The organism is Embleya sp. NPDC127516, from assembly GCF_044765325.1.
GTDB lineage: Bacteria > Actinomycetota > Actinomycetes > Streptomycetales > Streptomycetaceae > Embleya.
In genome coordinates this window covers 55,746-77,000 of the sequence record NZ_JBIWJT010000006.1, presented here as the reverse complement: position 1 = coordinate 77,000, position 21,255 = coordinate 55,746, and the positions used below count along the sequence as shown (strand labels likewise).

The 21,255-nt window shown below is 72.1% G+C and carries 17 protein-coding genes; 11 read left to right on the top strand and 6 right to left on the bottom strand.

The window, feature by feature from the left end; genetic code table 11:
- Positions 1-331: 331 nt before the first annotated feature.
- The 5 genes from ACIRL2_RS13370 to ACIRL2_RS13350 all read left to right on the top strand — a co-directional run bounded on the left by ACIRL2_RS13370 (position 332) and on the right by ACIRL2_RS13350 (position 7,046).
- Positions 332-1,921, top strand: a complete 1,590-nt coding sequence (locus tag ACIRL2_RS13370) for an aldehyde dehydrogenase family protein (RefSeq protein ID WP_402232053.1) — start codon at positions 332-334, stop codon at positions 1,919-1,921.
- Positions 1,918-2,424: an SRPBCC family protein gene (locus tag ACIRL2_RS13365; RefSeq protein WP_402232051.1), complete on the top strand. Its 507-nt coding sequence runs from the start codon at positions 1,918-1,920 to the stop codon at positions 2,422-2,424. The genes ACIRL2_RS13370 and ACIRL2_RS13365 overlap by 4 nt, the downstream gene beginning before the upstream one ends.
- A complete protein-coding gene (locus ACIRL2_RS13360) occupies positions 2,411-3,433 on the top strand; it encodes a ketoacyl-ACP synthase III family protein (protein ID WP_395867110.1) in 1,023 nt (340 codons plus the stop codon). The genes ACIRL2_RS13365 and ACIRL2_RS13360 overlap by 14 nt, the downstream gene beginning before the upstream one ends.
- 29 nt (positions 3,434-3,462) lie before the next feature.
- Complete coding sequence (locus ACIRL2_RS13355; RefSeq protein ID WP_395867112.1) at positions 3,463-4,551, top strand: 3-deoxy-7-phosphoheptulonate synthase; 1,089 nt, start codon at positions 3,463-3,465, stop codon at positions 4,549-4,551.
- A 152-nt stretch (positions 4,552-4,703) separates the two neighbouring features.
- On the top strand, positions 4,704-7,046 hold the full coding sequence (locus tag ACIRL2_RS13350) for an amino acid adenylation domain-containing protein (protein WP_395867114.1): 2,343 nt from the start codon (positions 4,704-4,706) through the stop codon (positions 7,044-7,046).
- Between the two features lie 66 nt (positions 7,047-7,112).
- Here the strand turns inward: ACIRL2_RS13350 and ACIRL2_RS13345 are convergent, their stop codons facing one another.
- On the bottom strand, positions 7,113-7,511 hold the full coding sequence (locus ACIRL2_RS13345) for a VOC family protein (RefSeq protein ID WP_402232049.1): 399 nt from the start codon (positions 7,509-7,511) through the stop codon (positions 7,113-7,115).
- 77 nt (positions 7,512-7,588) lie between these two features.
- On the bottom strand, positions 7,589-8,611 hold the full coding sequence (locus ACIRL2_RS13340) for an NADPH:quinone reductase (RefSeq protein WP_402232047.1): 1,023 nt from the start codon (positions 8,609-8,611) through the stop codon (positions 7,589-7,591).
- Between the two features lie 190 nt (positions 8,612-8,801).
- Between ACIRL2_RS13340 and ACIRL2_RS13335 the strand changes: the two genes are divergently transcribed.
- From ACIRL2_RS13335 to ACIRL2_RS13310, 6 genes are all read left to right on the top strand, one after another.
- Entirely contained in the window at positions 8,802-9,380 is a 579-nt protein-coding gene (locus tag ACIRL2_RS13335) for an SRPBCC family protein (protein ID WP_395867120.1), read from the top strand.
- A 114-nt stretch (positions 9,381-9,494) separates the two neighbouring features.
- On the top strand, positions 9,495-11,066 hold the full coding sequence (locus tag ACIRL2_RS13330) for a class I adenylate-forming enzyme family protein (RefSeq protein WP_395867122.1): 1,572 nt from the start codon (positions 9,495-9,497) through the stop codon (positions 11,064-11,066).
- The gene (locus ACIRL2_RS13325) at positions 11,066-12,268 is read left to right on the top strand and encodes an FAD-dependent monooxygenase (RefSeq protein WP_402232044.1); all 1,203 of its coding nucleotides are present in this window, start codon (positions 11,066-11,068) and stop codon (positions 12,266-12,268) included. Before ACIRL2_RS13330 ends, ACIRL2_RS13325 begins: the two co-directional genes overlap by 1 nt.
- On the top strand, positions 12,265-14,262 hold the full coding sequence (locus tag ACIRL2_RS13320) for an FAD/NAD(P)-binding protein (RefSeq protein ID WP_395867126.1): 1,998 nt from the start codon (positions 12,265-12,267) through the stop codon (positions 14,260-14,262). Before ACIRL2_RS13325 ends, ACIRL2_RS13320 begins: the two co-directional genes overlap by 4 nt.
- Complete coding sequence (locus ACIRL2_RS13315) at positions 14,259-15,791, top strand: lyase family protein (RefSeq protein ID WP_402232042.1); 1,533 nt, start codon at positions 14,259-14,261, stop codon at positions 15,789-15,791. The genes ACIRL2_RS13320 and ACIRL2_RS13315 overlap by 4 nt, the downstream gene beginning before the upstream one ends.
- 27 nt (positions 15,792-15,818) lie before the next feature.
- Positions 15,819-16,421: a CGNR zinc finger domain-containing protein gene (locus tag ACIRL2_RS13310; RefSeq protein ID WP_402232040.1), complete on the top strand. Its 603-nt coding sequence runs from the start codon at positions 15,819-15,821 to the stop codon at positions 16,419-16,421.
- 111 nt (positions 16,422-16,532) lie between these two features.
- Here ACIRL2_RS13310 and ACIRL2_RS13305 read toward each other — a convergent pair whose 3' ends face one another.
- Genes ACIRL2_RS13305 through ACIRL2_RS13290 form a run of 4 tightly spaced genes read right to left on the bottom strand, consistent with a single transcriptional unit; the run spans position 16,533 to position 21,201 of the window.
- Positions 16,533-17,678 (bottom strand): acyl-CoA dehydrogenase family protein, encoded by a 1,146-nt coding sequence (locus ACIRL2_RS13305; protein ID WP_402232038.1) that lies wholly within the window; start codon positions 17,676-17,678, stop codon positions 16,533-16,535.
- A gap of 9 nt (positions 17,679-17,687) precedes the next feature.
- Complete coding sequence (locus tag ACIRL2_RS13300) at positions 17,688-19,307, bottom strand: AMP-binding protein (protein ID WP_402232036.1); 1,620 nt, start codon at positions 19,305-19,307, stop codon at positions 17,688-17,690.
- Positions 19,307-20,299: a transketolase family protein gene (locus ACIRL2_RS13295; RefSeq protein WP_395867136.1), complete on the bottom strand. Its 993-nt coding sequence runs from the start codon at positions 20,297-20,299 to the stop codon at positions 19,307-19,309. The genes ACIRL2_RS13300 and ACIRL2_RS13295 overlap by 1 nt, the downstream gene beginning before the upstream one ends.
- A complete protein-coding gene (locus tag ACIRL2_RS13290) occupies positions 20,296-21,201 on the bottom strand; it encodes a transketolase (RefSeq protein ID WP_402232034.1) in 906 nt (301 codons plus the stop codon). Before ACIRL2_RS13290 ends, ACIRL2_RS13295 begins: the two co-directional genes overlap by 4 nt.
- Between the last annotated feature and the right edge of the window lie 54 nt (positions 21,202-21,255).

The window sequence follows — 21,255 nt, the reverse complement described above, 5'->3', positions numbered from 1 at the left end:
TCAAGCGCCGGCCGGGCTGTTTGGCCTCATGCGCCGGCCGGGCTGCTGTGCTCAAGCGCCGCACGGGCTGGGTGGCCTCAAGCGCCGGCCGGGCTGGTTGTGCTCAAGCGCCGCACGGGCTGAGTGGCCTCTAGCGCCGGCCGGGTTGGTGTGCTCAGGCGGCGCACGGGCTGATTGGGCTCGGGTGCTGGTTGGGCCGAATTGGTGGGCTGGGTGGCTTTGTTGGTTCGCAGGGTGAGAACCAAGTCTTATCGCGGGTGCGTTGTTCCGGTTCTGTTACCTGCGTAGCGTTTTTGCTGGTATCCACATCCTTCGCTCGAAAGGGAGAACCGTGACCACCAGGGTTTATCCCGCCTACATCGGCGGCCGGGACATCGGCGGCGAAGGCGGGGAGTATGTGCACACCGTCACCGCTCGGGCCATCATCGAGGACACCTTTCCCAGTCTGCGGTTGAAGCGTGATCTCGACCTGGGCGTGGTCGATCGGGAGAGTGCCGGGGATCGGCTCGCGGGAGCGTGTGCGGTCGCCGACGAAGGCATGATCGCGGCGGCGCTCGCGGCGGCCGCCGGTGCCGCGCCGGAGTGGGCGCGCACGCCGCTCGCCACCCGGATGGAGATCGGGCGGGCGATCGCGCGGCGGCTGGGCGAGCATCGGGATCCGCTGGTGGAGATCCTGGTCGCCGAGGGGCAACCCCGTTCGGGAGCCGAGGCGATGATCGACGGGATCCCGCTCACCGGATGGAGCCCCGAGACGCTCGAATGGTGCGCCGAACAACTGGAGTTCCGTCGTCACGACGGAGAGCGCGAGATGATCCTGCGACGCGTGGCCGACGGTGTGGTGTGCGTCAACCCACCACAGAACGCGGCGACGGTGAACGCGTTGTCCGCGATCACCGCGCTGTTGGCGGGCAACACCGTCGTGGTCCGCGCGCCGCGCGGCGTCGCACTCAGTTGCATGTACGCCATGCGTGAGGTGGTGGCGCCGGTGCTGGAGGCGGCCGGAGCGCCCGCCGGCACGCTGAACGCCTACTGCGGCCCGCCGGCCGTCGACACCTGGCTGGCCAGCGAACACGTGAACGACATCGTCTACTACGGCGGCAGCAAGCAGGGCCTGGCCTTCGAACGGGACTGCATCGCCGCGGGCAAGAAGCCGATCCTCGAACTCGCGGGCAACGACTGCTGCGTGGTGTGGTCCGACGCCGACCTGGACGCCGCGGTGGAGACCATGACCCAGTTCTTCCTGAACTCCGGTCAGATCTGCAACGTGCCCAACCAGGTGATCGCACACCCCGCGATCGCGGACGAGCTGATCGAGCGACTGATCGTGGCGACCGGCAAGATCCACCCCGGCTATCCCGACGAGCCCGGCGTGGTGCTCACCCCCGTGCTCGGTGCCGACTGGTTCTTCGGCTGCCTGACCGAGGCCCTGATGGGCGGCGCGACGATGGTGCACGGCGGCCGTCGCCTGGAGGTGGACGGCACCCCGTCGGACACCGGCTTCTTCATCGAACCGACGATCGTGCGGGTGGCCGGACTCGGCGACGCCCGCTCGTTGTCGGTGGTCCGGGACGAGACGTTCTTCCCGCTGCTGCCGATCATCGTGCCCGAGCCGGGCGACTCGGACGAGCGACTGTTCGAGGAGATCCTGACGTTCGTCAACAGCAATGCCTACGGCCTGCGGAACTCGTTCTGGTCGACCGGCCCGGAGCACATCGAGCGGTTCCTGTCGGGTGTCACCAATGGCGGCAACCTGAAGATCAACGACTCGCACGGCAACTTCCTCCCGTTCCTGCCCAACTCGGGCGGCACCGGCCTCACCGGCGGCGCCTTCGGCGAGGCGAGCCATCCCATGTTGCGCACCACGCATCTGCAGGGCGTCAGCATCGTCCGTCCGACGCCCCGACTCGGAGGAGCCCGATGACTTCCCGCACTCTCAAGGCCGCACTGCCGTGCTCGGCGGCGACCGCGATCGAAGGACTCCGCGACGACCGGGTCTTCCCGGACTGGGCCGCCGAGATCGTCTCGGTCCAGGACGCCGGCGACGACCTGCGGCACTGGACGCTCGCCTTCCGCGGCGGTACCGCCCGGTGGGCGCAGCGCACCCGGGACGCGAGCGGTGAGCAGCAGCCGTACCGGATCGAGTTCGAACAGGTCGACGGCGACTTCCAACGGTTCGGCGGCGCGTGGACGTGCACCGACACCGACGACGGCTGCGAGGCCGTGTTCGAGGTCGGCTACCGCACCAGCGTGCCGCACCTCGCGGGCGCGATCGACTCCGCCGTCGGCCGGGTCGTGGTCCGCGCCGCACACCACATCCTGATCGGCGTCGGCGGCACCGCGGAGATCACCTCCGGTGGGCACCACCTGCGCGACCTGCCGGTCGCCCTGATTCCGGAAGGGAGCCCGAGCCATGCGCTTCGATGACATCTGGATCACCGGAACCGGCGGCACACTCGGCGAGCGGACCCCCGTTTCCGACGCCGTCGCGGCCGGCCACTACGAGGCCGAGGCCGCCGAGAGCACCGGCATGGTCAGCGTCGCCCAGGCCCGGCTCGCGCCGCCGGAGATGGCCGTGATCGCGGGGCGCCAGGCGATCAAGGACGCCCAGGAGTACGGCACCGTGGTCGACCCGGGCAGCCTGTACCTGCACAGTCACGGGCACTTCCAGGGCATCGACATGTGGCCCGCCGCGTGCTGGATCGCCAAGGAGCTGCTGGGTCCGCGCGTCGACGGGGTACCCACGACCGTCTCCGCGTGGTCCAACGGTTCGCTGGTCAGCATCGACATCGCCGCGGCGATGCTCGCGTCGCGCCCCGCGCTGCCGTCCGCGCTGATCACGCTGGGGGACCGGTTCGCGCCGCCGACCGATCGCTGGCACACGTCCCCGGGCATCGTGTTCGGCGACGGTGCCGCGGCGGCCGTGCTCGCCCGAGGCGGTGGTCGGCTGCGGCTGGTCTCGCTCGTCTCGGAGACCGACACGGTCCTGGAGGGGCTCTCGCGCGGCGACGAGCCGTTTCGTACCGCGCCTTCCGGGCAGGGCGACATCCGGCACCGCACTCGGCAATTCCTGGCCCAGGGCGAGGTTTCCATCCGGGACGTCCAGACACGTTCGGCGGACCGCACCCGCAGCGTGGTGGCCCGTGCCCTGGCCGACGCGGAACTGGACCAGGAGCAGATCGACTGGTTCGTCACCCCGTTCGTCGGCAGCACGCTCCACCGGGAGAGCTTCGTCCGGCCGCTCGGCATCACCCCCCGCCACGACCTGCACGAACTCGGGCTGACCATCGGCCATCTCGGCGCGGCCGACCAGATCTACGCGCTCGACCACCTGCTCAAGGAAGACCTGTTGGCACCCGGGGCCCGGGTGCTCGTGATCGGAACCGGCATGGGCTTCACCTTCTCCGCCGCCGTGTTCGCGGCGGACCGGTCCTGACCCCACGATCGGAAGGAAGGAACTTTGTCATGAGCCTCAGCCGCAACTCCGACTCCCGCGTGACGGCGGTCGACAGACTCATGTCGCCGACCGCCCTGCGAAAGGAGATACCGATCCCGCCCGAGACCCGCAAAGCCGTGCTGGCGGCCCGCCGGGACGTCAAGCGCATCCTGAACGGGAAGGACGATCGCCTGGTCCTGGTCACCGGTCCGTGCTCGATCCACGACACCGAGGCCGCACTGGTCTACGCCGAGCGCCTGGCGGAAGTGTCCCGGCGGATGGCGGACCGACTGCTGATCGTCATGCGCGTGTATGTGGAGAAGCCGCGTACCCGGATGGGCTGGAAGGGACTGGTCAGCGATCCCGGCCTGGACGGGTCGTTCGACCTGAACACCGGGCTGCGGATGGCGCGCGGGCTGATGGTGCGGATCCTGGAAACCGGGCTGCCGATCGGCTGCGAGTTCCTCGACCCGATGATCGCCCGCTACTTCGCCGACGCGGTCTCGTGGGCCTCGATCGGTGCGCGCACCGTGCAGAGTCAGGTGCACCGCCAGCTCACCAGTGGGTTGGACATGCCGGTCGGGATCAAGAACACGACCGCCGGTCGCACGGGCGACGCGATCGACGCGATCGTCACCGCCTCGAACAGCCACGTGTTCCCGAGCATCACCGACGACGGGCAGGCGGCGGTGGTGACCACCAGCGGCAACCCCGACTGCCACGTGGTGCTGCGCGGCGGCACCGAAGGCCCCAACTACAGCGCGCCCGACGTGGCCGAGACACTCGATCAGTTGCAGGCCGCGGGACTGCCCGGACGGGTGGTCATCGACGCGAGCCACGGCAACAGCGGCAAGGACCACGAGGAGCAGACCAACGTGGTCGAGGACGTCGCCGAACGCATCGCCGACGGTGAGTCCGGCGTCGCCGGGATGATGATCGAGAGCTTCCTGGCCTGCGGTCGACAGGATCTGATCCTGGGTCGGACCGACGGTCTCGCCTATGGCCAGAGCGTCACCGACGCGTGCGCGGGCTGGGAGCAGACCATGCACATGGTCGAGCGCCTGGCGGAGGCGGTGAAGGCCCGGCGCGCGGCGGATCCGTCGGTGATGGTGGCCTGAGCACTCGGACCGACACCCGGCTTCCCGACACCCGCACACCCGACACCTGCACACCCGACACCCTCACCTCCCCGTACCCACATCCCCGTACCCACCTCCCACCTCCCGACATCCGACATCCGACATCCGAGAATTCGAGAGGAACGATTCCGGTGGCCACGACCACGAGTTCGGCACTTCCGCTCGCGCGGCACATCGACGGCGATCGCACCGGAGCGGTGCATCGGATCGCCATCGCCGCCCCCGATCGGGCGAAGTCGGATCCGGCGCGGTACGCGTCGGCGGCGCTCGCGGCGCTGATCCACCGATACACCGGCGAGACCGATCTGCTGATCGCTCGCCGTACCGGTCCGGGACCGACCGAGACCATCGAGCCGCGGGTGTCCGGCGACGAGACGGCGGCGGAACTGCTCGCCGGCGTCGCCGCCGCGCCGCCCGCACAACCGGCGGCGGGTCGCCCCTGCCACGGCATGGTGGCCGACGCGGCCGCGCGGGACTTCGCCTCCCGCGCCGCGCTGACCCTGTGCGTCGACGAGGCCACATACGAACTGCTGCTCTCCCAGGACGAGTTCGATGAAGAGGCGGCCGCCCAGTACGGCCGGCATCTGGCCCGCGTGCTGTGCGCGCTGAGCACCGACGACGGCGTGCTCGTCCGTGATCTGCCGCTGCTGGGCGACGAGGAGAGGCAGCGCATCCTGGTCGAGTGGAACCGGACCGAACAGGACGTACCCGAGCCGTTCTTCCACGAGATCGTCGCGGACTTCGCGCGCCGAACCCCCGAGGCGATCGCGATCGCGCTGCCGGACAGCGCGCTGACCTATCGGGAACTGGACGACCGGGCCAATCGCCTCGCGCACCGCCTGGCCGCGACCGGTGTTCGCCGGCGGGACCGGGTGGGGGTCTGCTTCCCGCGCGGTGCGGAGAGCCTGATCGCCCAACTCGCCTGCTTCAAGCTCGCGGCGGCGGCGATCCTGCTCGACCCGGACTTTCCCGCCGATCGGGTGCGCTTCATGGTCGAGGACGCCTCGGCCGCCGCGGTCGTGACGCTGTCCGCGCACGAGGACAAGGTCTCCGGACACTGTCCGGTGCTTTCGCTGGACGTCGCCGACTGGCACGCCGAGCCGAGCACCGAGGTGAGTGCGCCGGTGGACGTCGACGACCTGATCCACATCTGCTACACCTCCGGCTCCACCGGCGCGCCGAAGGCGGTTCTGGTCCGGTTCGGGGCGGCGCGCAATCAGATCCACAGCATGTGCGAGATGACCGGGATGAACGCCGACACCCAGGGCACCTGGCTGGCCGCACCCGGCTACGGCATGGTCGAGGTCGAGTGTTTCCCGGTGCTCGCGGCCGGCGGTACGGTGCACATTCCCGATGTATCGGTGGTGGCATCCCCGCAGTTGCTCCAGGACTGGTACCTGGACAAGCGGATCACCACCACGCTGTTGATGAAGCCGATGGCCGAGCGGCTGTGGAGCCTGGACTGGCCCGCCGACACCCCGTTGGCGAACATCAGGGTCTGCGGCGAGCGGATCCAGTCCTGGCCGCCCGCCGGGCTGCCGTTCCGCCTGATCAACCTGTACGGCTCCGCCGAGGCGACCACCGTCGCCGGCTGCGACATCACCGAATTGGGACGAGAGTTGGGGGCCGAGGGACGGGCCCGCCGGCTGCCGCCGATCGGCCGGCCGATCCCCAACGTCAAGATCTACGTGCTGGACGAGAACCTCGCGCCGGTACCGCCGGGCGTGGTGGGCGAACTGTGCATCGCGGGCCACAGCCTGTCCGCCGGCTACCTGAACCGGCCCGAGGCGACCGCGCTGAAGTGGGTGTCCAACCCGATCGATCCGGACCGGAACCCGGTGCTCTACCGCACCGGCGACATGGCGCGGTACTGGCAGGACGGCGGCATCGAGATCATCGGCCGGGTGGACAACCAACTCAAGGTGCAGGGCAACACCGTGCAACTCGGCGAGATCGAGGTGGTCGCCGCAAGGCAACCGGGCGTCGCCCAGGTCGCGGTCCTGGCGCATCGGGACACCGACGGGGACGTGCGCCTGACCGCGTACATCGAGCCCAAGGGTGAACCGGCGCCGGCGGTCCCGGACATCCGTCGGGCGCTGCGGGAGAAGCTGCCCGCGTTCATGGTGCCGTCCGCGTATGTCGTGGGCGGGCTGCCGACATCGGTCAACGGCAAGATCGACCGCGCCGCGCTGCCCGAACCGCCGCGCTCGCGGCCGGACCTGGACAGCCCGTACCGAGAGCCGCGCACCGACACCGAGCACTCGCTCGTGCAGTTGTGGACGAAGGTGCTCGAACTGGATGGGATCGGAGTGCGGGACAACTTCTTCGAACTCGGCGGCGACTCGCTGCGTGGCGCCCGGCTGACCGAGCAGGTGCGCGAGCTGTTCGACATCGACGTCGAGTTGGGTGATCTGCTGCACGAGCCCACGATCGACCGGATGGCCGCGGTGATCGAGGCGGCCCGCGTGCGTTGACCCTCGTGCGAGCGGCCGTCGTCCCCGGCGTGACCGACGGGGACGACGAGCCGCGGCGCGCCGGGCTCAGCCCTTGCCGGTCTCGGCCAGGACGTCCAGGTAGTTCGGGTTGTGCATGATGCCGAGCACGTTCCCGAACGGGTCGATCACCGAGGCACCGGCGAATCCCTCGCCGAAGTCGCGGGCCGGCTCGTGCTCCTTCGCGCCCATGGCCAGCAACCGGTCCAGCGCGGCGGGCAGATCCCCGACATGCCAACTGACGACGGCACCGCCGGCCTCGGCCGTGCCGTGCGCGCCCAGCTCCGAGACGTAGGCAGCGTCCACCAGACCCAGTTCCTGTCGGAAGTCGCCGACCCGGAACTCGACATACCCGGGGCGTTCGAAGTAGGGCTCGATGCCCAGCAGTTCGGTGTACCAGCGGCGGGCCGCGGCCAAGTCTGCCGCCTGGTACCTGACATGGGCCAAACCTCGCAACATTCGTGCTCCCTCGGTGTTCGGCGGAACCGGTCCGACATGGTGATAACGCCGCGGGTCGTGAGGGGTCACTCCCCGGCGGGACCGGGCGAATCGGGTCGGGGCGCGTGGTCGGTGCGCAGTACCACTCTTGTGCCGTGCAGTTCGTGCCGTTCCATCCGACGGTGCACGTCGGCGGCGGCGGACAGCGGCAGGATCTCCATCGCGCGCGGGCGCAACCGGCCGGTGCCGAGGAGGCGGTTGATCGTCCCCGCGGCGGCGGCGAGTTCGTCGACGCCGGCGTGCGAGATCACGAAACCTCGGATCGAGCCGTCCTTCATGTAGAGCTCGCTCGCGGGCAATACCGGTGCGGTGCCCGGTCCCGCGCCCGCGAGCAGAACGATCCGGCCGCGGCGGGCGAGGAGGTCGACCGCCGCCGCCAGGTCGTTGCGGCCGGAGGTGTCCAGATACAGGTCCACGCCGTTCGGGGCGGCCTCGGCGAGGTGTCGGGTCAGGTCTGGATCGCGATAGTCGCAGACGATCTCGGCGCCCAGTTCACGGCAGTATCGGGCGTCCCGGGCCGAGGCGGTGGCCAGGATCCGGGCGCCCGCCTCGGCGGCCAGTGTGACCAGTGCGCCGCCGACGTTTCCGGCGGCGCCCGCGATCAGCACGGTGTCGCCGGCGCGCAGGCCGCCGTGCGCGAACAGCGCGAGGTGGGCGGTGGCCGCGGGGTGCAGCACCGCCACCGCCGCGTACGGATCCACCCCCGGCGGGAGTCGGTAGAGCCGGTCGGCGGCGACCACCGCCCGTTCGGCCGCCGCACCCTGCCGGCCGCCGTGGCCGAGGCTGTTGCTCCAGACCGGGTCGCCGACGGCGAAGCCGGGCGCACCCGGGCCGACCCGGGCCACCCGGCCGACCAGATCGCGGCCGATGACGAACGGGAACGCGACGGGAGTGGCGAACCGCCCGGAGCGCACGAAGGTGTCGACCGGATTGACCGTGCCGGCCCACACGTCGACGAGCACGTCGCAGGGGCCGGGGGAGGGGTCGGGCAGCTCGCCGAAACGGATCTCCGACGGTGGGCCGAGCCGTTCGAGGTAGGCAGCGCGCATGTACCGGAGTCTGGCATCAGGCGAAGTGAATTCCCCTGCGTGACCCGCCGGTTCGGGACGCGCGTGGCTTCGCGATTCGAGAAGGACGTCTTATCGCCAGGGCGTGGTCGCCGCGCTGTTACCACCATAACGTGATGAGTGGTAGCAGTGCTCTCGCCCATACCAGCGACACCGAAAGGGGCGCCGGGAGATGACCAACGCACCAAGCTTCGCGGCCTTCGAGGCCGGCGAGCGTGCGCCGCTGTTCCTGTTGGCCGCGCATACGCACATCACGGCCGACCCGGCCGAGGTCTACGCGGTCGTCAGCGATCTGCCGCGCAGCGCGGAGTGGAGTCCCGAGTGTGTCGGCGGCACCTGGATCCGCGGCGAACCGGGCACGGTGGGCGCGGTGTTCCGCGGCGAGAACCTGCGGGCCGCGGACGTGGTCGGCTGGGCCCCGGTGGTCCGGGGCACGTGGTTCACCGAATCCGAGGTGGTCGCCGCCGAGCCCGGGCGCGGTTTCGGCTGGGCGATGCGGGACTCGGCGGGGGTGCGGCAGGACAGCGTGTGGGGCTACGACATCGAGCCCGCCGACGGCGGTTGTGTGCTGACCCACCGGTTCCGGATGGGCCGTGCCACCGAGGGGATCCGGGGCATCACCGCGGCGATGGACGAGCGGGAGAAGCTGCGCTTCCTGGCCGAGTGGGGCGCCAAACTCGCCACGGACCTGCCGGTCACCCTCGAACGCATCAAGCGGGTCGTCGAGCGCTCCGCCGCCGTCCGGCGCTGAACCGCCGCCGGCACCCGCCCCCCGACCCTCGGCCGACCGGGTCCACCGCCCGCCATCCCGCACCCTCCCCGCGGTCGTCGGCCCGCCCGAACCCACCGACGAAGGTCTGACCTCATGTTCTTGCAACGCATCGGTAATCGCGGCATCCGACTGGGCACGCTCTTCGAACGCGCGGCGGCCCGACACCCGGCCAACGTCCTGATCCTCGACCACGACCTGGACATCGCCCCCGACCTGGGCCGGCGCGCGACCATCCCGGAGATCGCCGACCTGATCGACGACTTCGCGGCCCGGCTGCACGCGGCCGGGATCCGACCCGGCGACCGGGTCGTGGTGCACAAATCCGACGGCTTCGACATCACCCTCCTGGCCTGCGCGATCGCCCGAGCCGGCGGGGTTCCGGTGTTGCTGTCGCCGATGCTCGACGGCGCGACCGTCGCCGAGTTGGTGCGGCGCACCGACCGGCCGTTCCTGGTCACCGACCGGGCCAAGCTCGACGGACTGCCGGGCGCGGTCTTCGCCGAGACCGCGCGGGTGCTGCTGACCACGGGCACACACCCGGACGCCACCACCCTCGACGCGTTCGCCGGGGTGGCCCGGGTGCCCGCGGTGACCCGGCCCGCCGAGGAGCCGACGCTGATCACCCATACCTCGGGCACCACCGGAGTGCCCAAGCTCGCCGTACACACCGGCCGCAGCCTCCAGGCCCGGTATCGGCCGCAGGCCGCGATCGTCGCGCCGATCCTGCGGCGCCGGGAAACCATCGCGCTGCACGTGTCGTTCGTGCACTCCCGACTGATCACCGCACTGGCCATCTCGCTGCTGCGCGGCTTCCCGATCGCCGTGCTGGCCGACTCCGATCCCCGACGCGCCGCCGATCTGTTCGCGCGGCTGCGGCCGGGGGTCCTGGAGGCGCATCCCAACACCTTCATGGAATGGGAGGAGTTGGCCGACGATCCGCGCGAACCGCTGGCCGGCGTGAAGCTGTTCAGCTCCACCTTCGACGCGATCCACCCGCGCACCGTGCACCGACTGCTGGCCGCCACCCGGCGCCGCGCGCCGCTGTTCGGCCAGTTGTACGGCCAGAGCGAGGTCGGGCCGGCCGTGGTGCGCGCCTTCACCCGGGGCCGGGCCCCGGACGCCGACGGTCGCTGTGTGGGCCGCCCCTTCCCCGGGATGACCGCCGCCCGGGTGGTCGGTCGGGCGGGCCGGCCGCCGTCCGCCGAGCACCCCGGCTTCATCGAGGTCAAGAGCGACGGACGGGTCCTCACCTACCTCGGCGAACAGGACCGCTACGACGCGCAGGTGTCCGCCGACGGCTGGTGGCGGATGGGCGACGTCGGCTACCGGACCAGGTGGGGTTGTATCCACCTGCTGGACCGCGAGGTCGACCTGATCGAGGGCTTCGGCTCGACGCTGGCCGCCGAGGACGTGCTGTTCGACAAGCTGGACGAACTCGCCGAGGTGGTCATCGTGCCCGGCGCCGACGGCACCGCCGTGCCGGTGGTGTGCACCAGGGACGACCACCCCATCGATCGGGACGCCTGGCGTGCGGCCACCGCCGAACTTCCGGACATGGCCGATCCGGTCCAGCGTCGGATCGAGGACCTGCCGCAGACCGCGACCACCAAGATCAAACGCCTCGAGTTGGCGCGCCGGCTCGAGGACGAGGATCGGGGTGCGTGATGGCCGAGGTCATCGTCGCGGGCGGCGGGATCGGCGGGCTGGCCACCGCTCTCGCGGTGGCCGCCCGCGGACACCACGCGGTAGTGCTCGAACGAGCGGACGAGTTCGCCGAGATCGGTGCCGGCATCCAACTGGCCCCCAACGGACTGCACGCCCTGGACGTCCTGGGCGTGGGCGCGGCGGTGCGCGCGGCCGCGGTACGAATGGCCGAACTGCGCTTCATGGACGGCATCACCGGTGCGCACGTGGCGAGCCTGCCGCTGACCGAGCAGTACCGGCGCCGCTTCGCCGGCCCCTACGTCGTCGTGCATCGCGCGGAACTGCACCGGGCGCTGCTCGACGCGTGCCTGGCCGCCGACGCCGTGTCGCTGTACGCCGGCGCGCACGTCGTCGACTACACCCGGGACGCCACGAGCGCGACGGCCCTGCTCGCGGACGGCACCGGGATCACCGGCGACGTACTGATCGGCGCGGACGGGATCCACTCCGCGATCAGGGCCCGGCTGGTCGGCGACGGCGAGCCGCGGATCTCCGGGATCAGCGTGTACCGGGCGGTGATCCCGATGGAACGGGTACCCGACGCGCTGCGCTTCGACCGGTCGGTGGTGTGGTGGGCCGGACCCGGCTGTCACTTCGTGCACTACCCGATCGCCGGCGGTCGCTTCCTCAACCTCGCGGCCAGCCGCGCGGACGGCGGCACCGAGGCCGTCGCCGGGGAGTGCGTGCACCGCGACCGGGTGCTGCGCGAACTCGCCGCCCTGGGCGGCACCGCACAGCGGCTGCTCGAACTCGGCGCGGACTGGAAGACCTGGATGCTGGTCGACCGCGACCCGGTGTCCCGATGGACCGACGGCCGAGTCGCGCTGCTGGGCGACGCGGCCCACCCGATGCTGCACTACGCGGCGCAGGGCGCGTGTCAGGCCCTGGAGGACGCCGTCGTGCTCGGCGCGCGACTGGCCGGTGCGCGAGCCGACGACCTGCCGCAGCGCCTGGCCGGGTACCGCGACGCGCGGCACGAGCGGACCACCCGGATCACGCTCGCCGCGCGCGACAGCATCCGTCTGTGGCATCCCGCGGGCGCCGCGGCCGAGACCAGGAACGCGCTGCTCGGCGCGATGTCGGCCGATCGGCTGCACGACCACGTGGCCTGGATGCACGGGTTCCGGGTCGGCGGCCCGCGCGCCGAGGAGGCGGCGGCATGAGCGCCGCCGGCCCGATCCGGGTCTGCGTCGTGGGCGCGGGGCCGCGCGGGCTCTCCGTCCTGGAGCGCCTGTGCGCCAACGAACGCGCCGCGCCCACCCATCCGGAGGTCACGATCCACGTGGTCGACCCCGCCTCGCCGGGGGCCGGCGCGGTCTGGCGTTCGGAGCAGTCCCAGCACCTGCTGATGAACACGGTCGCGGCGCAGATCACGGTGTACACCGACGCGAGCTCGCGGATCGAGGGGCCGGTCGTGCCCGGGCCGAGCCTGTACGACTGGGCGCGGTCCGCGGCGGCCGCGGGCGAAGCGGGCGACCTCGGTGCGGAGATCCTCGCCGAGGCCCGCGCGCTGGGCCCCGACGACTACCCCACGCGCGCGTTCTACGGCCGCTACCTGCACGACGCGTTCGAGCGGGTGGTGGCCCGCGCGCCGGCGCATGTCGCGGTGCGGGTGCACCGCTCGCGCGCGGTGGCGCTGGCGGACACGCACGGCATACCGGGCGGCCCGCAGGGGGTGCGACTGGAGGACGGCACCCGACTGCACGAGTTGGACGCGGTGGTGCTGGCCCTGGGCCACCTGCCGGCCCGGCTGTCCGCGCGCGAGGCCCGCACCGCGAGCCTGGCCCGGATCCACCATCTGACCTACATCACCCCGGCCAATCCGGCGGACCTGGACCTGGATCGGGTCCGGCCCGGCGAGAACGTGTTGTTGCGCGGCCTGGGGCTCAACTTCTTCGACCACATGGCCCTGTTCAGCAGCGGCAGGGGAGGCCGCTTCGATCGCGCCGAGGACGGGCGGACGGTGTATCACCCGTCGGGCAACGAGCCCGCCATGTACGCGAGTTCGCGGCGCGGCGTGCCCTACCACGCCCGTGGCGAGAACCAGAAGGGCGCGCACGGGCGGTACGTTCCTCGGCTGCTGACGCCCGAGTACGTCGAGGGTCTGCGCCGGCGCGCCCGAGAGGGACGGCCGGTCGACTTCACCGCGGACCTGTGGCCGCTGATCGTCCGCGAGGTGGAAAGCGTGTACTACGCGGCGCTGTTGCGCCGGCGAGGCCGCCGGGAGACCGAATGCGCGGCGTTCACCCGGGAGTACCTGGCGGCGGGTTCGGACGACGAGAGTGCCGACCTCGCCCTCGCGTACGGCATCGAGCGGGCCGCGCACTGGGACTGGTCGGCGATCTCCCGGCCCTACGGCGAGCGGGAGTTCGCGAGCCGGGCGGAGTTCACCCGGTGGCTGGTGGAGTACCTGGAGCGGGACGTCGCGGCGGCCCGGGAGGGGAACGTGGACGGACCGCTCAAGGCCGCGTTGGATGTCCTGCGGGACCTGCGCAACGAGATCCGGCTCGCGGTCGACCACGGCGGCCTGACCGGCGACTCGCACCGGGACGACCTGGAGGGGTGGTACACGCCGCTCAACGGCTTCCTGTCGATCGGCCCGCCGGCCGCCCGGATCGAGCAGATGATCGCGCTGATCGAGGCCGGCGTGTTGACCCTGACCGGGCCCGGCACCCGGATCTGCCTGGACGTCGCCGAACCGGCGTTCGTGGCCGCCTCCACCATGGTGCCGGGCCCGCCGGTACGCGCCGCGGTGTTGATCGAGGCCCGGCTGCCCGAGCCGGATCTGCGCCGGACCGAGGACCCGCTGCTGCGTCACCTGCTGAACACCGACCAGGCCGCGCCGTACCGGATCCGCGGTGTCGGCGGCGAGGACTACGAGACCGGCGGCCTGGCGGTGACCGAGCGGCCGTACCGGCTGATCGATGGGCGGGACCGGCCGCATCCGCGCCGATTCGCCTACGGCGTGCCGACCGAATCGGTGCACTGGGTCACCGCCGCCGGGATCCGCCCCGGCGTGGACTCGGTCACGCTCGCCGACTCGGACGCGATCGCCCGCGCGGTCCTCGCGCTGCCCGCCGCCTCCCGAACGCCGGCGAACGTGCGTCCGGTGTTGTCGACCGACCCGGAAATCACCCCGAACGGAGTGATCGTGTGACCGCTGTCCCGCACGTACTCGACCAACACGTGGGCGCTCGCCCGGACATCGAGCAGGACGCGGGACTGCTGTCCCCGGTCCGGGTCGGGACGCCGGTGGAGGCGGCCGTGTGCGATCGGGCCTGGCTCCAGGCCATGCTCGACGCGGAGGCCGCGCTCGCCCGAGCCCAGGCGCGGCTGGGCACCCTGCCGCGGGCCGCCGCCGAGATCATCACCGCGACGGCCCGGGCCGAGCGCTTCGATCTGCGCGAGGTGGCCCTGGCCGCCCGGGAGAGTGCCAATCCGGTGGTCGCGCTGGTCGCCGCGCTCACCCGGGCGGTAGCCGAACAGGACTCGGCAGCGGCCGAGTTCGTGCACCGCGGTTCGACCAGCCAGGACATCCTGGACACCGGCGCGATGTTGATCGCCGCGCGGGCCCTGGGCATCGTACGGGCCGACCTGACCCGGATCGCCGACGCGCTCGGCGTGCTCGCCGAGCGGCATCGGGACACCGTGCTGGCCGGGCGCACCCTGACCCTGCACGCGGTGCCCACCACCTTCGGCCTCAAGGCGGCGGGCTGGCGGCAGTCGGTCCTGGACGCCCGACGACGGATCGACGCGCTGCTCGCGGACGGCCTGCCGGTGTCACTCGGCGGCGCAGCCGGCACGCTGGCGGCCTATCTCGAATACGCGGCGCTCGAATACGCGGCACGCGACGGTTCGGTCCGCGACGGTTCGGTCCGCGACGGTTCGGTCCGCGACGACTCGGCCGAACGGCTCGACCCCGGTGTCTACATCGAGGCGCTGGTCGACGCGTTCGCCGCCGAAACCGGCCTGGCCCGGACGCCGTTGCCGTGGCACGCGCTGCGCACCCCGATGATCGACCTGGCCGCCGTGCTGGCGGGTACCACCGGCGTGCTGGGCAAGATCGCGGTGGATGTGCAGGTGTTGGCGCGGACCGAGGTGGGCGAGGTGGCCGAACCCGACGTGGCGGGCCGGGGCGGATCGTCGGCGATGCCGCACAAGCGCAATCCGGTGTTGTCCACGCTGATTCGCAGCGCGGCGCTCCAGGTGCCGGCGATCGCGGCGGCGTTGTCCGGGTGTTCGGTCGCCGAGGACGAGCGCTCGGCGGGCGCGTGGCACGCCGAATGGCTGTTGTTGCGCGAGGGCCTGCGGCTCGCGGGCGGCGCCGCGCACACGGCCGTGGAACTCGCCGAGGGCCTGGTCGTCCACCCCGAACGCATGCGCGCCAACCTGGAGTCGACCGGCGGCCACATGGTCACCGAGCGGCTCGCGGCGATCCTGACCCCCGCGCTCGGGCGGGCTCGGGCCAAGGCGCTGGCGGCCGCGGCGTCCGCGAGCGCGGCGCGGACCGGGCGGTCGTTGGCCGAGGTGCTGGCCGGCGAGCCGGAGGTCACGACACGGATCCCCGCCGAGCGCCTGGCGGAACTGCTGGACCCGGCCGGGTACACCGGCGGCGCCGGCGTGATGGTCGACCGTGTACTCGGTTCGCCCGGACGGGAGCACGGGCGAACGGGGAACTACCAGTGAAACGGAGACGCCGGTAGCATGAATGGCATGCGGTCACAACGCGAAATCCGACAGCCGGGAGACCGGGCCGTCGCACCGGGCGGACTCGCGCTGGTGCAGGCATTCGTGAACAGCGTCAACGTCGAGTTCGGTCCGGACGAGTTCGCCTCGGTCGAGGGCCTGAACCGCTGGCTGGCGCGCAACGGCTTCGCGCCACCGGCGACCGCGCCGGACGACCTCGACCTCGCGCGGACGATCACGCTGCGCGAGGCGCTGCGGGGGCTCCTGCGCGAGAACAACGGCGCGCCGACCGACGAGCGGTCCAGGCGGACCCTCGAACAGGTCGCGCGGGAATGCCCGCTGGTCGTCGGATTCGACGGTGGCGGGCCGGACCCGGTGCTCCGGCCGACGCGGACGGAACTGCCCGGCGTATGGGCCGCGGTGCTGGCGGCCACCGTCGAGGCGCGGCTCGACGGCACCTGGCAGCGGCTGAAGTCGTGCAACGAACACCGCTGCGAATGGGCCTTCTACGATCGCTCGCGCAACCGGGGCAGCCGTTGGTGCTCGATGGCGGTATGCGGCACGCGGGCCAAGATGGCCACCTACCGGGGGACGCGAGCGACCTCGAACGCCGGTTCGTCCGGGGGATGACCCGGGGCGGGGTGGGCGTTCGAGCGCCCGGTCCCGGGTGTCTCTCGTGTCCCGCGACCGCGTTCCCCGCCGCCGGCCGTCTTCGCCGAGGTACGGCGGCCCGCCGTCGTCTCACGGCGCGGCGGTGCGGCCCAGGAGTTTGCGGGCCACCACGAGCTTGGTGGCGGCGGCGGTGCCGTCGGCGAGTTGCAGGCCGATCACGTCGCGGAGCCGGCGGGCGATCGGGCCGTCCTCGGTCCAGCCGAGTTGGCCGAAGGTCAACAGCGCCTGGTGCACGGCGTCCATCGCGGCCTTGGGGGCCCACCACTTGGCCATGTTCGCCGGGACCCGCGGATCCTCGCCGGCGTCCGCCAGCGCCAGCGCCTGGTAGGCGACCAGGCGCGCTGCATGCAACATCGTCGCGTGCTCGACCAGGGCGAAGGCCACCGACTGGAACCGGCCGATCGGCTGCCTGAACGCCTCCCGCCGCCCGGCGTGCCCGACCGCCTCGTCGAGTGCGGCCTGCCCGACCGCGATCGCCATCAGCGAGATCAGCGCCCGGGAGACACCGAAACCGCGCATCACCTCGACGAAGCCGCGGCCGGGCGTGCCCACCACGTCCCGCGCACCCACCGGCAACCCGTCCAGCAGCAGCCGGCCTCGGCCACCGGCCCGGCAGCCCAGATCGTCGAGCTGTTCGCGGGTCACGTGCGCGTCGTCGAGCCGCACATAGAAGGCGGTGACGCCGTGCGCGCCCGCCTCGCCGGTGCGCGCGAAGACCAGCGCGTGGCCGGCGTACATCGCGGCCATGATCGAGGTCTTCTCGCCGGAGAGCACCCAGCCGTCGGCGGTGGGTTCGGCGCGCATCCCGATGTTCGCCGCGTCGGTGCCGTGTGCGGGCTCGGTCAGCGCGAGGGCCACGATCGTGTCGCCGGAGGCGATCGACGGCAACCACTCGGCGAGTTGCCCGGGCGTACCGTTCGCCGCCAGGACACCGCCCACCAACGCCGCGTTGAGCACCGGGAAGCACACCGACAGGTCGGCCGCGGCCAGTTCGGCCAGCGCGATGCCCGCGCTCGTCGCGTCCAGTTCTCTCCCGCCGTACGCCCGCGGGATGCGCAGGCCGAACAGGCCCTCGGCGCCCATCTCGGCGAGCAGGCCGGGCCGATAGCTGCCGCGCGCGTCGCTCTGCCGGGCGTGCGGGGCGATCCGCGAGTCGGCGAACTTGCGCACATGCTCCGCGAGTTCGTTCTGATCCTCGGTGAAGGTGAAGTCCATGGCCCCTCCTCAGGCTTGTTGGAATCGGTCGCGCAGGGCGAACTTCTGCACCTTTCCGGACGGCGTCCGGGGCAGCGCGGTCGCGATCTCCACCCGCTCGGGCCAGTAGCGCTTGGCCATGTCCAGACCGGCGAGGTGGGTCTGCAGGTCGGCGAGCGTCGGCGCGGGGCCCGCCGGGACCACGACCGCACACGCGCGTTCGCCCAGCCGGGCGTCCGGGTAGCCGACGATCGCCACGTCCTTGATCGCGTGGTGGCGCAGCAGCGCGGCCTCCACCTCCACCACCGGGATGTTCTCCGCCCCGCGCATGATCAGGTCCTTGACCCGACCGGTGATCCGGATGCCGCCGTGTCCGTCGGAACGGGCCAGGTCGCCGGTGTCGAACCAGCCGTCCTCGGTGACCGACGCCGCGTACACCTCGGGACGGCGGAAGTAGCCCAGACACTGCGCGGCACCACGCACCTGGAGCAGCCCGGACTCCCCTGCGGCCACCGGCCCGCCGTGGTCGCGGTCGACGACGCGCACCCACATCCCCGGCACCGCGGTGCCGTCGCTCTCGGCGGCGCGCAGGGCGGGCTGCTCGGGACGGGTGATGGTGACACAGCCGTTCTCGGTCATGCCCCACAGCGCGTACAACCGGCAGCCCAGGATCTCGCGCGCGTCCTCGACCAGCATCGGCGCGATCGGGGCGCTGCCGGTGGCGAATGTGGTCAGCGCGGACAGGTCCCGGGGAGCGGCGCGCTGCGCCTCGATCAGGTCGGAGAGGAAGGTGGGCGCGCCCATGAAGAAGGTGACCCGACGCTCCTCCAGCACGCGCAACATCAGCGCCGGATCCCACGCGTCCACCTGGACGGCGGTCGCGCCGAGCAGCAGGGGCATCACGAAGTTCCAGGTGTAGCCCGCCTGATGGGAGGTCGGCGAGCCCATCGCGGTGACCTCGTCGGGGGTGAGCCCGAGCACGTCGGCCTGTGCCTTGTTCATCGCGTAGAGCGTGTTGTGGCTGTGCACCACGCCCTTGGGCTCGCCGGTGGTGCCCGAGGTGAACATCACCTGCGCGGCGTCGTCGGGTCCCGCCTCCAGATCGTCCAGGGCGGCCAGTTCGGCCGTCGTGGGCTCGCGCTCGATCAGTTCGCGGTCGAAGTCCAGCGCCCCGTCGGCGGTTTCGCCGCCGTCGCCGCCGAGCAGCACGCGCCGGCGCAGGGTGGGCACGGTCCGCGCCACCTCCGCGCTCATCCGGGCGTAGGAGAAGCCGCGGAACTCGGCCGCCGCGATGTAGAGCGGACTCTCGGTCAGGCCGGTCATGAACTCCACCTCGCGCCGGCGCATGACCGGGACGACCGGGCCGGCCACCGCGCCCATCCGCGCGCAGGCCAGGCACAGTGCCACCAACTGCCACGAGTTGGGCAGTTGCAGGGTGACCACATCGCCCGAGCACACGCCCAGCCTTACCAGGTTGGCGGCGAACCGGTCGACCCGGTGCGCGAGTTCCGCGTAGGTGAGGGTCACGACGGTGTCGTCCTGGTAGCAGACGAGGGCGTCCTTGTCGGGATGGTCGGCCACCGCGCGGCGCAGGTCGGCCAGGAGGGTCTCCTCGCGCCACCATCCGTTCGCTCGGTACGAGCCGGTCATCACAGGTCCTTTCGGGTCGGGTCGACGGCCGAGCGGGCGTGCGCGGCGATGGCGCGGGCGGTGATGCCGCCGCGCTCGACCAGATACCGCTGGCCGCCCGCGACCGACACGAACGCGTCCGGCATGGCCACTCGACGCACCCGCACCGGCACGAGTTCGGTCAGCGCCTCGGCGACGGCGGAGCCGAAGCCGGCGGTGCGCCAGTGCTCCTCGACGGTGATCACCGTGCCGCCGGGGCCGACCGCCGCGGCGAGGGCGGCGGTGTCCAGCGGTTTGACCGTGTGCACGTGCAGGACGCCGGCCGAGATGCCCTCGCCGGCCAACTCGTCGGCCGCGGCCAGGGCGGCGAGCACCGGGTACGGGCCGCACGCGGCGATGGTGATGTCGGCGCCGGGGCGGAGCCGCTGCGCCCGGCCCAGTTCCAGGGGCGGTCCGGCGGGGAGGTCGGGGGTGGCGTTGCGGCCCATCCGGAAGTAGACCGGTCCGGGCAGCGTGAGCGCCTGGCGAAAGAGCGTGTCGGTGCCGGCCGCGTCGGCGGGCACCACTACGGTCATGTTCGGCAGGGTGCGCATCACGGCCAGGTCCTCCAGACCGTGATGGGTGGGGCCGAGGTGGCCCGCGGACACGCCGGAGTGGGTCGCCGCGATACGTACCGGCAGGTTGTTCAGGGCGATGTCGATCTTGACGGCCTCCAGCGCCCGGGACGCGGCGAACGCCGCCATCGTGTTCACCAACGGCATCCGGCCCTCGCGGGCCAGCCCCGCGGCGGCGCCCATCAGGGTGTGTTCGGCGATGCCCAGATTCAGGTAGCGGTCGTGTCCGGTGCCGAAATCGACGCCGGCGAACAGGCCGGTGTCGCTGTCCAGGCAGACCAGGCGCTCGTCGCCGGGCAGCAGTTCGGCCACGATGTCGCGGTAGACCTCACGCGAGGAGCGGGGCTCGGCCGCCGCGGTCGGTTTCGGGGTCGGTTCGGCGGTGGTGGCGGTGGTCATCGGTTCTCCCCGGGGGTCTGCGTGCGCAACGCCGCGTGGGCGCGCCGCTGTTGCCGCTCGCCCAGTCGGGCGTAATGGCTGCGGGTCTGGCCCTCGACGAACGGGATGCCCTTCCCCTTGACGGTGTGCGCGAGGACGAGAGTGGGCCGGTGCGGAACCGGCGGTGCGGTCAGCACCCGGGTGAGCGCGTCCATGTCGTGGCCGTCCACCTCGTGGACGTGCCAGCCGAACGCGCGCCAGCGGTCCGCCAGCGGTTCCAGACCGCCGACCGACTCGGTCCCACCGGTGATCTGCAGGCCGTTGCGGTCGATGATCGCGGTCAGCCGGTCCAGGCCGTGGTTGCCCGCCACGGCGGCGGCCTCCCACACCGAGCCCTCCTCCAGCTCGCCGTCGCCCATCACCACGAAGCAGCGGCGGTCGCCCCCCTCGAGCCGGTGCGCGAGCGCGAAGCCGACGCCCAGGGCCAGGCCGTGCCCCAGCGAACCCGACGGCATCTCCACGCCGGGGATCTCCGGATGCGGGTGGGCCATGAACGGGCTGCCCGGCCGCGCGTACTCCGCGAGTCGCTCCTCGGGGAAGAAGCCGACCTCGCACAACGTCGCGTACAGGCCGATGCCGCCGTGGCCCTTGCTCAGCAGCAGGATGTCGCGGTCCGGCGCCTGCGGGAAACGGGGGTCGATCCGCAGTACCCGCAGGTACAACGTGGTGAGCACCTCGACCAGCGACATCGAGCCGCCCAGGTGGCCGCCCTCGGGTCCGGCACACATGTCCACGATGTGTTCGCGGATCCGGCCGGTGGCCTCGCTCGGGTCGGCCGTGGGGCCCGGTTCGCCGGCCGGCTGCGGCCGATCGTGCCGGCCCGGCGGGACGGGACCGGGCAGGGTCGCGGGACTGCTGCTCATCGCTGGCTCCTTTCGCCTGGGTCGGTGTGGGTGGTGCGCGATATCGCTGACTTC